The organism is Pseudomonas sp. JZ114 (genome assembly GCF_051027705.1).
GTDB lineage: Bacteria > Pseudomonadota > Gammaproteobacteria > Pseudomonadales > Pseudomonadaceae > Chryseomonas > Chryseomonas luteola.
Map to the genome: position 1 here is coordinate 2266692 of NZ_CP069256.1, position 14147 is coordinate 2280838.

12 protein-coding genes are annotated in these 14147 nt (G+C 52.8%); 7 read left to right on the plus strand and 5 right to left on the minus strand.

The window, feature by feature from the left end; translation table 11 throughout:
- The first annotated feature begins 26 nt into the window (after positions 1-26).
- Both JQR90_RS10455 and mqo read left to right on the plus strand, forming a co-directional pair.
- Positions 27-1616, plus strand: coding sequence for an ABC-F family ATPase (locus tag JQR90_RS10455; RefSeq protein ID WP_037030283.1), 1590 nt, complete (start codon positions 27-29; stop codon positions 1614-1616).
- A gap of 546 nt (positions 1617-2162) precedes the next feature.
- Positions 2163-3653 carry a malate dehydrogenase (quinone) gene (mqo, locus tag JQR90_RS10460; RefSeq protein WP_073450725.1) on the plus strand — a complete coding sequence of 497 codons (1491 nt, stop codon included), beginning with the start codon at positions 2163-2165 and terminating at the stop codon, positions 3651-3653.
- A 162-nt stretch (positions 3654-3815) separates the two neighbouring features.
- Here mqo and JQR90_RS10465 read toward each other — a convergent pair whose 3' ends face one another.
- The gene (locus JQR90_RS10465; RefSeq protein ID WP_010798420.1) at positions 3816-4646 is read right to left on the minus strand and encodes an undecaprenyl-diphosphate phosphatase; all 831 of its coding nucleotides are present in this window, start codon (positions 4644-4646) and stop codon (positions 3816-3818) included.
- A gap of 194 nt (positions 4647-4840) precedes the next feature.
- Here JQR90_RS10465 and pnuC point away from each other — a divergent pair, with 194 nt between their 5' ends.
- The 4 genes from pnuC to folE all read left to right on the plus strand — a co-directional run bounded on the left by pnuC (position 4841) and on the right by folE (position 7170).
- Positions 4841-5401: a nicotinamide riboside transporter PnuC gene (gene pnuC, locus JQR90_RS10470; RefSeq protein WP_037030284.1), complete on the plus strand. Its 561-nt coding sequence runs from the start codon at positions 4841-4843 to the stop codon at positions 5399-5401.
- A complete protein-coding gene (locus JQR90_RS10475) occupies positions 5398-5922 on the plus strand; it encodes an AAA family ATPase (RefSeq protein ID WP_010798422.1) in 525 nt (174 codons plus the stop codon). Before pnuC ends, JQR90_RS10475 begins: the two co-directional genes overlap by 4 nt.
- A 49-nt stretch (positions 5923-5971) precedes the next feature.
- Positions 5972-6529 (plus strand): Smr/MutS family protein, encoded by a 558-nt coding sequence (locus tag JQR90_RS10480; RefSeq protein ID WP_010798423.1) that lies wholly within the window; start codon positions 5972-5974, stop codon positions 6527-6529.
- A 92-nt stretch (positions 6530-6621) separates the two neighbouring features.
- On the plus strand, positions 6622-7170 hold the full coding sequence (gene folE / locus JQR90_RS10485; RefSeq protein WP_010798424.1) for a GTP cyclohydrolase I FolE: 549 nt from the start codon (positions 6622-6624) through the stop codon (positions 7168-7170).
- Between the two features lie 44 nt (positions 7171-7214).
- Here folE and JQR90_RS10490 read toward each other — a convergent pair whose 3' ends face one another.
- From JQR90_RS10490 to JQR90_RS10505, 4 genes are read right to left on the minus strand one after another with little or no spacing between them, the layout of a single operon-like run.
- Positions 7215-9017 carry an ABC transporter ATP-binding protein gene (locus JQR90_RS10490; RefSeq protein ID WP_434140002.1) on the minus strand — a complete coding sequence of 601 codons (1803 nt, stop codon included), beginning with the start codon at positions 9015-9017 and terminating at the stop codon, positions 7215-7217.
- Positions 9014-10150, minus strand: a complete 1137-nt coding sequence (locus JQR90_RS10495; protein ID WP_073450724.1) for a family 1 glycosylhydrolase — start codon at positions 10148-10150, stop codon at positions 9014-9016. Before JQR90_RS10495 ends, JQR90_RS10490 begins: the two co-directional genes overlap by 4 nt.
- Positions 10151-10168: 18 nt before the next feature.
- Complete coding sequence (glf, locus tag JQR90_RS10500; protein ID WP_010798427.1) at positions 10169-11374, minus strand: UDP-galactopyranose mutase; 1206 nt, start codon at positions 11372-11374, stop codon at positions 10169-10171.
- Positions 11362-12552: a glycosyltransferase family 1 protein gene (locus JQR90_RS10505; RefSeq protein WP_073450723.1), complete on the minus strand. Its 1191-nt coding sequence runs from the start codon at positions 12550-12552 to the stop codon at positions 11362-11364. Before JQR90_RS10505 ends, glf begins: the two co-directional genes overlap by 13 nt.
- A gap of 432 nt (positions 12553-12984) precedes the next feature.
- On the opposite strand from JQR90_RS10505, the gene galE reads away from it, so the two are divergent.
- On the plus strand, positions 12985-14094 hold the full coding sequence (gene galE / locus JQR90_RS10510; RefSeq protein WP_010798429.1) for a UDP-glucose 4-epimerase GalE: 1110 nt from the start codon (positions 12985-12987) through the stop codon (positions 14092-14094).
- The last annotated feature ends 53 nt before the right edge of the window (positions 14095-14147 follow it).

The following is a 14147-nucleotide window of genomic DNA, read 5'->3' on the forward strand; positions in this document are numbered from 1 at the left end:
TCTGGACACCGCGACAGGTAAGACTCTTGATCTCCACCGCCAATATCACCATGCAGTTCGGGGCAAAGCCCCTGTTTGAAAATGTTTCAGTCAAATTCGGCAATAGCAACCGTTACGGCCTGATCGGCGCGAACGGTTGTGGCAAGTCGACCTTCATGAAGATTCTGGGTGGTGATCTGGAACCATCAGCGGGTCAGGTCATGTTGGAGCCGAATACTCGTCTGGGTAAGCTGCGCCAAGATCAGTTCGCCTATGAGGAGTTTACCGTCATCGATACGGTCATCATGGGGCACACCGAGCTGTGGAGGATTAAAGCCGAGCGTGATCGCATTTATGCACTTCCGGAAATGTCGGAAGACGACGGCATGGCGGTTGCCGAGCTTGAAGTTCAGTTTGCTGAAATGGATGGCTACACAGCCGAATCACGTGCAGGCGAACTACTGCTCGGGCTCGGTATTCCTCTTGAACAGCATTTTGGTCTCATGAGTGCCGTATCGCCAGGCTGGAAGCTTCGCGTGCTTCTCGCGCAGGCGCTGTTTTCAGATCCAGACGTGTTGCTGTTGGACGAACCTACCAACCACCTGGATATCAACACAATCCGCTGGCTCGAAGGTGTACTCACTGCGCGTAACAGCACCATGATCATCATTTCGCACGATCGCCACTTTCTTAACAGCGTCTGCACGCACATGGCCGATCTGGATTATGGTGAGCTGCGTCTGTTTCCTGGCAACTACGACGAATACATGACGGCCGCCACCCAGGCGCGTGAGCGTTTGCTGTCTGATAATGCAAAGAAAAAAGCACAGATTGCCGAGCTTCAGTCCTTTGTCAGCCGTTTCTCGGCTAACGCATCCAAAGCAAAGCAAGCTACAAGCCGAGCACGCCAGATCGACAAGATTCAGCTTGAAGAGGTAAAGCCTTCCAGCCGGGTAAGCCCCTTTATTCGCTTCGAACAGACTAAGAAACTGCATCGCCAGGCTGTAACGTTAGAGAACGTTGCCAAGGGCTATGACGGCAAGCTGCTTTTTGACCGCTTGAGTCTTCAGATTGAAGCCGGTGAGCGCGTAGCCATTATCGGACCGAACGGGATTGGTAAAACCACCCTTCTCCGCTGCCTTGTCGGCGAGTTGCCTGTCGATAAAGGTGAAGTCAAGTGGACAGATAGCGCGGAGGTTGGCTACTTCGCCCAGGATCATGCTGAGGATTTCGAAGACGATATCAACCTGTTCGACTGGATGGGCCAATGGACCCAGGGCGGAGAACAGCTGGTACGTGGAACGCTAGGTCGGATGCTATTCTCCAACGATGACATTCAGAAGTCTGTAAAAGTCATCTCGGGTGGCGAACAGGGTCGTATGCTGTTTGGCAAGCTTATCCTCAAAAAGCCTAACGTACTGGTAATGGACGAGCCGACAAACCACTTGGATATGGAGTCCATCGAAGCCTTGAATCTGGCGCTCGAAAACTATCCCGGTACACTGATTTTTGTCAGCCACGACCGCGAATTTGTGTCCTCGCTCGCCACCCGTATTGTTGAGCTGACCGAAACAGGTATTACTGACTTCAGTGGTACCTATGATGATTACCTGCGTAGCCAAGGTGTAATTGGCTAGGCCAATGTAGCCTTTAGTATATAACGCTACAAAAAGCGGTGAGATTTATTAAAAGTCCACCGCTTTTGGGTTTTATCCTGAGCTCCGCGCTTGTATCATCCGCCATGCTTTTCCGATTCGCCCATGAAACGGATATTTCAAGCATGTTCCGGTATGTCCGGCTGTTGAAAAGAGAAAATGCCTTTTCCTACGTCGCTCACCTTATCGAGTCGTTGTGTACTCGATCCTTCCATCAGGCAGCCATGATGCCTGACCGCAGCGATATTCTTCGTTTCCTTAAGCATCGCCGCCGACTGTCTTCAACAAAATTATCTGTCAGCATTGTTAGTCTGCTTACGATCTGGCTTAAGATTGTTTATAACGTATTTCCGTTTGTGTTTTATGCCTCAAGCCCCATATGGATAAGGTGTGGCTTTGCATCGCGTCACAGCCAGATGTGTCTGGCACGCGAGCTCGAGGTATCTGAACTAGGTAATGCAGGCTCAAGTCGTAAAAGGCTTGGCCTTTATAATTCAAGAATGACCTTGTGCTTCAGGAGTACCATTAATGACCCAACGTGGTAGCGGAGAGTCGGATCTCGTTTTCGTGGGAGCCGGCATCATGAGTGCGACGCTTGCTGTCATGCTCAAGGAACTCGACCCCTCATTGAATGTGGAAGTTCTAGAGCTACTCAGTTCCGGCGCCGCCGAAAGTTCCAACCCTTGGAACAATGCCGGCACAGGTCACGCAGCACTTTGCGAGCTGAACTACACCCCGGAAGGCAAGGACGGTACGGTAAACATTACCAAGGCCATCGATATCAACATCATGTTCGAAACGTCCAAGCAGTTCTGGACCTACCTTGTCGAACAGGGCCATTTCGATTCGCCTAGAAGCTTTATCAATCCTGTTCCTCACCTAAGCTTTGTCCGCGGCGATAAGGATATTTCGTTCCTGCGCAAGCGCTTCGAAGCATTGTCGGCGAACCCCTTGTTTGCCGGGATGGAATACACCGAAGATCGTGCAAAGCTTGAAGAGTGGATGCCCCTGATGATGAAGGGACGCACCACGAATGAAAAGATCGCGGCGACACGCACTGAGAGCGGTACCGACGTGAACTTTGGCGCACTGACCACTAACCTGCTCCATCACCTGACCAAGCAGCCGGGTACCAAGATTACGTATAACCAGAAGGTTACCGATCTGCATCGCGAGCCTGACAATCGCTGGCGACTGACCATCCAAGATACCCAGACCGGCGCAACTCGCACCTTACGGGCCCGGTTTGTTTTTCTTGGCGCAGGCGGCGGTGCTCTACCACTCCTGCAAAAATCCGATATACCGGAAAGCCACGGTTATGGCGGTTTCCCGGTGAGCGGTCAATGGCTGCGCTGTGACAAGCCGGAAGTGGTCAGTCAGCATCAGGCCAAGGTGTATGGCAAGGCAAGCGTAGGCTCGCCCCCCATGTCCGTACCCCATCTGGATACGCGTGTCGTGGACGGCAAGAAATCTCTACTGTTTGGTCCATTTGCAGGCTTCACAACGAAATTCCTGAAGCAAGGCTCCTTTATGGACCTGCCTAAATCCATTCGAGCCAATAATCTGGGCCCCATGCTGGCTGTGGCACGGGATAACATGCCCTTGACCAAGTATCTGATCGGTCAGGTCATGCAGACGTTCGACCAGCGTATCGAGGAGCTTCGGGGCTTTTATCCAGAAGTGGACAAGAATGACTGGCGCCTTGAGATTGCAGGTCAACGCGTTCAGATCATCAAGAAAGATCCCAAGACGGGCGGCACTCTGCAGTTCGGAACGGAAATCGTGTCGGCACAGGACGGATCGATTGCAGCGCTACTGGGTGCCTCTCCAGGCGCGTCGACGTCAGTCTCGATCATGCTTACGCTCATTCAGCGCTGCTTCCCTGAGCAATACAAGAGTGAGGCCTGGCAGGCTCAGTTATTGAGGATGTTCCCAGCACTCAATGGTTCGCTGGATAAGGACCCTGAGCTGCTTCAGCGCGTGCGTTCACACTGTAATGAAGTTTTGCAACTCCGATAATATCGGTGAAAGAGGACGTGTTGAGCACGTCCTCCTAGAATAATTAGAATATCTAGCTAGCGTGTATTCACTGGACAACCGTCCACCCCGCCCCGAATACCGCCTCAGTGACTGTCGAATGCCATGAGAAACTCTTCCATGGCATTCGATTCGCGACCTTACTCAAGCCACTGCAGACGTCCAATCCACCCAGCCAAACTTCCAGGTTGCCAGGATCAGCAGACCAAAGACGATCCGATACCAGGCGAACATCGCATAACTGTGGTTACCAATAAATTTCAGGAGACCACGCACGGCGATCATCGCGAAAATAAAGGACGTGATGAAACCGATAGCGAATACAGGTAGGTCACTGGGCTGAAAAAGATCCCTGTACTTGTAGCCTGAATAGACCGCGGCGCCGACCATGGTAGGCATGGCGAGAAAGAATGAAAACTCGGTTGCAGCTTTTCGAGAAAGGCCAATCAGCAAACCACCAATAATGGTAGACCCCGAACGGGAAGTACCTGGGATCATAGCCAAACATTGAATGCAGCCAATCTTGAGCGCATCGACCCAGGTCATGTCATCGACATGATCGATATTCGTGTTGTGTTGGCGCCGCTCCGCCCACAGCATGATCACGCCACCAATAACCAGTGCCATGGCTACCGTGATGGGATTGAACAGGTATTCATGGATCGCATCGGCAAAGGCAACGCCCAGAATGACGGCTGGAAAGAAGGCTACCATCAGATTTACGGTAAACCGTTGAGCCTCTCGTTGACGGGGCAGGCCGACTACGACATCGATGATCTTGCGGCGAAACTCCCAAACGACAGCCAGAATCGCACCCAACTGAATAATGATGTTGAACGCCATGGCTCTATCGCCACCAAATCCCAACAGGTCGGCCACAATAATCTGGTGACCTGTACTTGAGATCGGCAGAAACTCGGTCAAGCCTTCTACGATGCCCAAAATTAGCGCCTGGATGGCACTCCATAGATCCATTCGTTTCTCCATATAGCTGCCGAGGTAGCAGCGCTAGCTTGCTTATTCAACTGGGGGAGTCAGGTCTACAACCGGAACGCCGTGAACAATACCAGAGGCCTTACTTTTCGTTGGCATACGTTCAATAAAACGGAGCGATACAACTGAAGGTAAGATACGGTCCCTGTCCGACATATTTTCCCAGGGTGCTTAGGGTGTCTTCTTTTGAAATAGTTGCAGCCGTTTTAGGCGTTATCGCGGTCTGGCTCACGGTTCGGCAAAATGTTTGGGCCTGGCCGGTCGGATTAGTCATGGTCGTGATGTATGCCTGGGTCTTTTATGATGTCAAACTGTACTCAGATATGCTGCTTCAGGGCGTTTATGCCGTTCTGCAGCTCTATGGCTGGTGGCAGTGGGTCAAGGGCGGACAAGATCATCAAGGACGACACGTCACTCGTCTTTCAAATGCAGCTCTGCTGGGTAATCTGCTGGTAGGTGCTCTCGGGACAATTGCCTTAGGTTATTTAATGAGCACCCATACCGACGCAAGCCAGCCCTGGCTGGATGCGGGGCTGACCAGCTTTAGCCTGGTTGCTCAGCTCTGGATGGCACAGAAGCGGGTCGAATGTTGGGTGCTTTGGTTCGTAGTCGATGTAATCTACGTTGCGCTCTTTATCTACAAGGCCCTCTACCTGACCGCCCTGCTCTATGTACTGTTTGTTGGTTTGGCCGCGCGCGGCTGGTTTGTATGGCGACGTGAGGTAGCAACCGTATGAAGGTGATCGTACTGACAGGCCCTGAATCCACTGGCAAGTCATGGTTGGCTCAAACGCTCAAAGACAATCTGGACGGAATGCTGGTAGGCGAATATGTGCGGGAATACTTTGCTACGCTAGGGCGCGATACTACCTACGAAGACATCACCCCTATCGCGCGTCGTCAGCTTGAACATGAAGACGCAGCACGCCAGCAGCGCCCCGCTCTTCTGATCCTAGATACTCATCTCTTAAGCAACATCTTGTGGAGCCGCTTTCTATTCGATGATTGCCCAGACTGGCTGGAAGCTGCATTGCTTGCGCGCCACTACGATCTGCATCTGCTGCTGGACCCGCGGGAGGTACCCTGGAACAGCGACGGGCAGCGCTGCCAGCCTGATATGCGAGACCGCCTGGCCTTTTATGAGGCTTGTAAAACGTGGCTGGATAACCATAAGCAAACCTATCGGTGCATCGGAGGCAACTGGGCGAATAGACAACGCCTGGCCTTGCAATATGTCACTGAGTTGCTGGAAGGTTAGCGTACCTGCATGTCTATCCAGTAAAATGATGAAATCATTTGGAGGCCCTATGCCAGACGACGATTTCTCATCATTCGCCAGTGAAATGCGAGGCGTTCGACGCTTGGTAGATGACCATGCAGACACCGGTAAACCGCGCACGGATCGTCAGCAGGTCGTCAAGCGTCGTGAAGCCGCCATACAGTCAACGGCAGCTATCAAGGTTGATGGGTTGTCTGATCAGTTCATCATCGACGTGGGGGCTGAAGACGAGCTTTACTGGGCACGTGATGGTGTTCAGGATAGCCAGATTCGTAAGCTCAAGGCCGGGCAGATTCCGTTTGACGGCAGCCTGGATTTGCATGGCATGACGGTAGAGAAAGCGCGCGCGACACTGTGGGACTTTATCGCTGAGGCAACGAAATTCGAAGTTCGCTGCGTTCGCATTACTCACGGGAAGGCAGCGCGCCTTGATGGACGACGTCCGCTCATCAAGAGTCATGTCAACACTTGGTTGCGTCAACATTCTCAGGTGCTGGGCTTTGTGTCTTGCCAACCGCGCCATGGCGGTACTGGCGCCGTCTATGTACTGCTTAAACGAACCATGCTGGAAGGTCGGGACGAATAACCTAGCTTTCCAGTCAGAATTGATTTTAATCGCCGCAGCCCCTACTCTCCTCATCCCGCATCGCTGCGGTGTCAATATCCATAGGAATTACCATGTCATTGGAACAACACTACTCCGCCATTCTTTCTCAGTTAGGCGAGGATGTTTCCCGGGAAGGCTTGCTGGATACGCCCAAACGTGCCGCCAAAGCCATGCAGTACCTGTGCAAAGGCTACAACCAGACGTTGGAAGAAGTGGTTGGAGATGCGCTGTTCACTTCAGACAATAGCGAGATGGTATTGGTCAAAAACATCGAGCTGTATTCCCTGTGCGAGCACCATATGCTGCCCTTTATCGGCAAAGCTCACGTAGCCTATATGCCAAGCGGCAAGGTGCTGGGCTTGTCCAAAGTTGCCCGCATCGTTGATATGTACGCGCGCCGCCTGCAGATTCAGGAAAACATGACCCGTGAAATTGCGGAGGCGATTCAGAAAGTCACCAACGCGGCGGGTGTCGCGGTAGTCATCGAGGCTCAACATATGTGCATGATGATGCGCGGCGTCGAGAAGCAAAACTCATCGATGGTTACTTCCGTCATGCTTGGCCAGTTCCGTAGCAACGATGCAACACGCGCCGAGTTCATGGGCCTTATTAACCGATAAGTCTGATGCTCGTGAAAAACCGGCCTGAATGGCCGGTTTTTTATTTAACCTGCATTGCGGTGTTGGGCCTGTACGTCATCAAGCCCCTTGGCCTGGATAGTCCATAACGACTCGAACAGTCCTCCACTTCGCTGCAGAACAGCCGGTGGGCCATCTTCGACAATACGCCCTTTGTCCATCACGATGACCCGATCGAACGATGCGACTGTAGACAACCGATGGGCTACTGCCAGAACAGTGCGTCCACGAACCAGGTCCGTCAGCGCCATCTGAATTTCCTTTTCCGAATGCGTGTCCAGCGCAGAGGTCGCCTCATCCAGAATCAGGATGGGGGAGCCTTTCAGAAACGCCCGCGCAATGCCCAAGCGCTGACGCTGCCCTCCTGACAAGCGAGCCCCTCGTTCGCCTACCAGTGTGTTGTACCCTTCGGGTAGCTGGCGTATGAAATGATCGCAATAGGCGTGGCAAGCTGCTTTATAGACCTCTTCATCCGTAGCATCAGGTTTTCCATAACGGATATTTTCACGGATGGAGCGATTGAAGAGAGCGATCTCTTGCGGCACCACTGCAATGGCTGCGCGCAAGCTGTCTTGGCTGACTTCATGAATAGGCTGACCATCGATAAGAATTCGACCGCTATTCACTTCATCCAGACGTTGAAGAAGGTTAATCAACGTAGACTTGCCTGCCCCGGAGGTGCCCACTAGTCCAACCTTTTGGCCTGAGGGAATGTGCAAGGACAGGTCATCAATGACTTTGGATCCGTCAGGATAGCTGAACGAAACATGCTCAAACGTGATGGAGCCTGATTTGGCATTGAGAGTAGCAGCGTTTTCCGTGTCCTGAATGCCATGGGGCTGAGCAATCACCTTGAGCGTATCGGCCACCGTTCCGAACTGCTGCGCGGCATCGACCAGTGCCAGCGCCAAGTCTCTGGAGCCATGCAGAATACGGAAGGTCAGTGCACTTACCACGACGACGTCACCAGGCGTAACAGTACCTTGTCGCCACAGGTAAATAGCCCAGAGCAGCATAGAGCCAGCCATCAAGGTCAGGCATATATCGTGTAGAACTCGCGCTTTTTCAACATACATCCAGCTACGACGCTGAGCACGTGCCTCAACACCCAGTTCCTGCGCCAAGCGATCACGCTCTCGAGCCTGAGCCGAAAAAGCCTTGATAGTCCAGACATTGGAAACCATGTCTACGACCTCTCCGCCTACACGCGACGCTTGCTCGGCAAAGGCCTGATGCTTATGGCGACCACGGATGCCAAAACCCGTAATGATGCAGCCAACCAGCAGCACAAAGCCTATCAACGCCAGCGCCATTTCCCAGCGGATGGACAGCATAACGACTACCGCCCCCAGGAAATCGGTACAGGGCGGAACGATACGCCACGTCAACGCGGAAAAAATATTCGCGACGGCTGTGCTGGTCTGATTGATTCGATTGCCCAATGCGCCAGAGAAATGCTCCTTGAAGTAACGCATTGGGTGGCCGGTCAGATACTCGAACAGATCGATTCGCAGATCTACGCCTGTCCTGACAATAGTCCGACAGCCAAGCCACCCACCTCCTCGCCACAGGATGTTTTCAAGAGCAATAAGTCCGATGAAAAAACCAAAGGGGAGCCAGACATTGGCTTCCATTCGGTTGTCACTGGCCATAGCATCCACAAGAAGCTTCATGGCGTACTGAACGGCAACGGCGCAGGTGGCGCCGCCAACCATTAGGAAAAACAACCCTCCAAACGCCAAACGGCGCCGACAGACATAGCGCCATAGAAACGCGATCGGACGAGAGGGGAACGGTCGCCCCCCTGGAGAACTGGAAGTGTTGCTCATGAAGCCTGCCCTTCAGCCATCGCAGCGAACTGAGCCTGTTGACGCTCCAGCTCTTCTGCCAACGGAGAATAAATGGCTCGATGACCCTGAAGATCAGCATAACCATATAAACCGACTTCACATAGGCGCTCATCGTTCCATCCTGGATAGTCCAAGATCGGATACAGGCAAATGCCTTCGACAGGGATATCCTGAGTCATGGCATTACGAACTTCTTCACATACGTATGCCAGCCATGAAGGCCTCGCCTCACCTTCCGCTCCTGTCTCTGCAATCATGAGCGGTCGCTGGTAGCGGGCATAGACCTCAGCCAACATTCCACGCAAGGGACGATACAGTGGATCATCCCGAAAAACGGTTTTACCGCCGTTAAACCATTGATTGTCGGAATAGAAGTTGAGCCCAACGATATCAAGATATTCAGCCTTCCCACCGAGCCCCGGCCAAGCTTTTCCACACAGCATGTCCCAGGCTTCGAACTGAGACTGCCGGTAGGCTTCGGCCGCCTCGCGGTCTGCTGCTCTACCTGAGGCAGGAATCACATTGATGAGTGGGTCCGCCTGGACGAACCGAGCCTTGGGCGCAACACCACGAATGGCTTCGATGGCAGCAATCGAGGCTCGGATCAACTGATGCTTGAGTTCAGCTCCCCGCTTGACACCCTTGGGGTTGAATTGACCCGTATCACCACCACCCCATGCCCAAAAAGATATTTCATTGACTGGACAATAAAAGGGTACCTCTATGCCTTCGTCACGCATAAACGTGGCAACAGCCTTTGTGAATCGCTCAAAGCGTTCCACAAAGCCGGGATACCAAATATCGATGTCGTCAGGCCACCCATAGTGGCACAGGTCCCACACAATCTGGACACCCTCTTCCCGGGCGGCTTTGACCTGGGGAAGCAGGCTCGACCAGTCAAAAAAACCTGGCCGCGTCTCAATCAGATGCCAGCGCACACCATCACGAGCAGCCTGAATACGATGGGTACGCAAGCGCGCAAAGTCGGCTTTCGCAAAGCGATCATGCCCCGTCGCCTGGATTAAATCCAGGCGACGGTTATCGAAACGGCGGTGAGTTGAGCACTCGAACCCACCCAGGAAAAAACTGTTAAAAGTCCCAGGTACATGCATCGTAATGTGCTCCGGTCTTTATACTGCCGAGACTTCAGCAGTGTCCTCAACCACACCTTCCGATTCCGCGATACGCTTGTAGGCTGTCAATGCCTGTCCAACGACCTGGTCCATGTTGTAGTACTTGTACGTACCCAAGCGGCCCAGGAATGTCACGTTAGGAGTCGAGTTAGCCAACTCCTGATATCGCTTGTAGAGCTCGGCATTTTCCGGGCGAGGGATTGGATAATAGGGGTCGCCCTCCGCCGACGGATATTCATAGGTCACGCTGGTTTTCAAATGCTCTTGGCCGGTCAGGTGCTTGTATTCACTGATACGGGTGTATGGAACATCTTCAGAGGGATAATTGACGACTGCCACAGGTTGGAACTGCGCCGAATTGACCGTTTCGTGATGAAACTTTAGCGAGCGGTACGGCAGCTTGCCGTAGCAATAATCAAAATATTCATCGACAGGACCGGTATAGATCAGATGATCGAACTGGACTTCGTTACGGATCTCGCGGTAATCGGTGTTAAGCATGACCTTGATGTTGGGATGATTCAGCATCTTCTCAAACATACGGGTGAAGCCATGCAATGGCATGATCTGGAAGGTATCGCCGAAATAGCGATCATCCGTATTGGTACGGGTAGGAACGCGCGAAGTGACTGATTTATCCAGCTGTGAAGGATCAAGCCCCCATTGCTTGCGGGTGTAGCCACGGAAGAATTTCTCGTAAAGCTCACGGCCTACCTGATTGATGACAACATCCTCAGATGTCCGGATAGGCTCTACCGGTTCAGCCCGACCTTTCAGGAAGCTCTCGGCCTCCTCGTCTGTTTTCAGGTCAAGACCATACAGCGCATTCACCGTGGTACGGTTGATCGGGATCGGTACCAGTTGATCGTCCACATAAGCGAGCACCTTGTGCTCGTAGGTACGCCACTCGGTAAAACGGGAAAGATAGTCCACGATCCGCTGCGAGTTGGTATGAAAAATATGTGGGCCGTAGCGATGAATCAGAACCCCTGCCTCGTCATAGTGATCATAGGCGTTGCCCGCAATATGGGGCCGGCGGTCTACGATCAGGACACGCTTGTTGAGCCCTACGGCCAGACGCTCAGCCAGTACGCTCCCGGCAAATCCGGCGCCTACGATCAGATAGTCGAACCCACGTCTCTGGGATTCTTTTGAACTCGCTGCACCTGCAGACATGGCTTCCCCCTCGTTTATCGTGCGCATTTCATTTGCTCCGTCATGCCCTGCCAAGTGGCATCCCATGACATTTCACCCAGGATAGAGTCGGCCTGTTTCAAAAGCCCTTCCCGGTCCTGGGCATCTACCAGCGAAGCCTCTACGGCACGAATGAATGCTTCAGCGCTATCTGCAATACGGACGATACCCGACTCACCATAGGTGCGTACCACATCGGTAATGGGTGTCGATACGACAGGCTTACCGCCTGCCAAGTATTCGGGCGTCTTGGTAGGACTGATGAAACGTGTCGACTCGTTTAAGGCAAAAGGCATGATCGCGACGTCCCAGCCCGCAAGATAATGGGGCAGCTCGTCATATACCTTGCCGCCCAAGAGATGAATGTTGTCGAGCTTAGGCAAACTATTGGGATCTATCTTGACGACCGGACCAATCAGCACAATGTGCCAATCAGGCCGTTGACGCGCGACCTCGGCCAGCAAGTCGATATCCAGACGCTCGTCAATCACGCCATAAAACCCAAGACGCGGATGCGGAATACTGTTCTGGTCATCAGGATCAAGCTGCTCGGCGCGGGCTTGAGCGAAATGAGCGATATCTACACTGCTCGGGAAAGGATGGGCGTTAGGGTGGCGCTCGCGCTTGGCCTCATACAGGCTATAACCGCCCGTAAACACCACATCGGCCTTTTCCAACAGAAGTCGTTCACGTTCCAGCATTTCCGGCGGCGCGCCTCGGAAAGCAGAAAGCTCATCCATGCAGTCATACACGGTAAGCGTAGATTTGAGGTGATGGCTGAAGGGCCAACTCATGGGAGTGTAATACCAGAGAACCGCCTCCTCAATTCCGGACTCTTCGACGTATCTGTCCAGCAGACGCTTCAATACTGCCTCAGCCGCCTCGCCCTGTACGTCCGAAGGCAGTCTGGGTACCAGACGCGTAACGCCTAGATCAGCCTCGATTTCTTCAAGCCAGGGATTGGGTTCATCCGATGGCATCGGCTCTTCAAAGAACAGTACGTTGTAGTCGCGCGCAAAGCGGGACATCAAGTGCTGAGGCCGTTGGTAGACGAAATTCCAGCGCAGATGGGAAAGACAGATCAGGGTAGGAAGGTTTTCCCTGCCTGATGCATCAAAGCCCATTTCCGTTCTGGATGACGGCTTTGACTTGCCAATCTCATATTGAAAGGGTCCAGCCCAGCTCATCGATTACTCCTTAACTCGTGTATGACCAAGTCAGGAACTCGTACAACACGAATCGAGTTCTATGCCTTTTCCCGTTGGAAAGATCCAATTCTTTCCATTTAAGAGCTAAACCCGCCGGCTACTCATTACGCCAAAACCGGCAAAAATCAGAACACCTTGCATTCGAACATCATCGAATATCAATAGAGTCACTGGGCGGTGAGACTGGTTCTGAGCAAACCCAGTTCCAACCCTTTCGTCGATACATGTTTTTTTACACTTACCTCATTCCTATAGGAACTAGTCGTCATATCACCGGGTCTGGCTTTATACATGCATATTCTTTGTGCATGGCCTGTCTTGTTTGCCGCTTCGAATAGGCCGCTGAACCTCGTTCAGCGCTTCGCTGTGTCGGCGTGCTTTGTATTACGACTAGATCAATGGAGCGTGACGATGATTCTTGTGACTGGGGGCGCGGGTTATATAGGGTCGCATGCTGTTTTGGAGCTGTTACTGTCAGGGCAAGACGTTCTCGTGTTGGATAACCTGTGCAACAGTTCACGTGTAGCATTACAACGGGTCGAGCAGCTAGCTGGCCGCAGCGTGCATTTCGTCAAAGGTGATATACGCCGACGCGCGCAGTTGGATGCTCTGTTTGCACAATATCCAATCGAGGCTGTCCTGCACTTTGCCGGGCTCAAAGCAGTAGGCGAAAGCGTAAGACACCCGTTGAGCTATTACGACAATAATGTGGGTGGCAGCCTGACGCTTTGCCAGGCAATGGCTGACGCGGGTGTTTTCAAGCTGGTGTTCAGTTCATCAGCAACCGTTTACGGCATGCCTGACACGGTTCCTATCAGCGAGCAGGCACCTACCGGTATACCAACCAATCCGTACGGGCAATCCAAGCTCATGGTTGAAAACCTGCTGCGCGATCTGGCTGCTGCAGATCCTCGCTGGTCCATTGCCCTGTTGCGCTATTTCAATCCCATAGGTGCACACGAATCCGGCATGATTGGTGAAGACCCAAGTGGCATTCCCAATAACCTTCTGCCATACATCACGCAGGTAGCCATTGGCCGTTTGGAGCGCTTGAGCATTTATGGCTCGGATTACCCTACTCCAGACGGTACCGGGATACGTGATTACATTCATGTAGTCGATCTGGCCAAAGGACATCTTTCCGCCCTGCGCAAGCTACAAAGCGTCAAGGGAGCGCACGTCTGGAACCTCGGAACCGGGCGCGGCTATTCGGTACTGGAGTTAGTAAGGGTGTTTGAAGAGGTTGCACAGATGCAGCTGCCCTATCGCTTGGCGCCTCGCCGCGAGGGGGATGTTGCGGAGTGCTGGGCCGATCCTCACAAAGCCGAACAGGAACTGGGTTGGAGAGCAGAACGCAGCCTGACGCAGATGATTGCCGATGCTTGGCGCTGGCAATCGCAGAATCCAAATGGTTATCGTGTTGCAGAGACAGTGAAGAAGTCCATCAAACAGATTCCAGCAAAGCCTATTACAGGCACTACCGGAAGCCGAATAAACACGTCTGCCAACGCCTCGGCTTGATTCTCAGATATAAAAAGGCCGCTGTAAAACAGCGACCTTTTTATTCCCGTCAA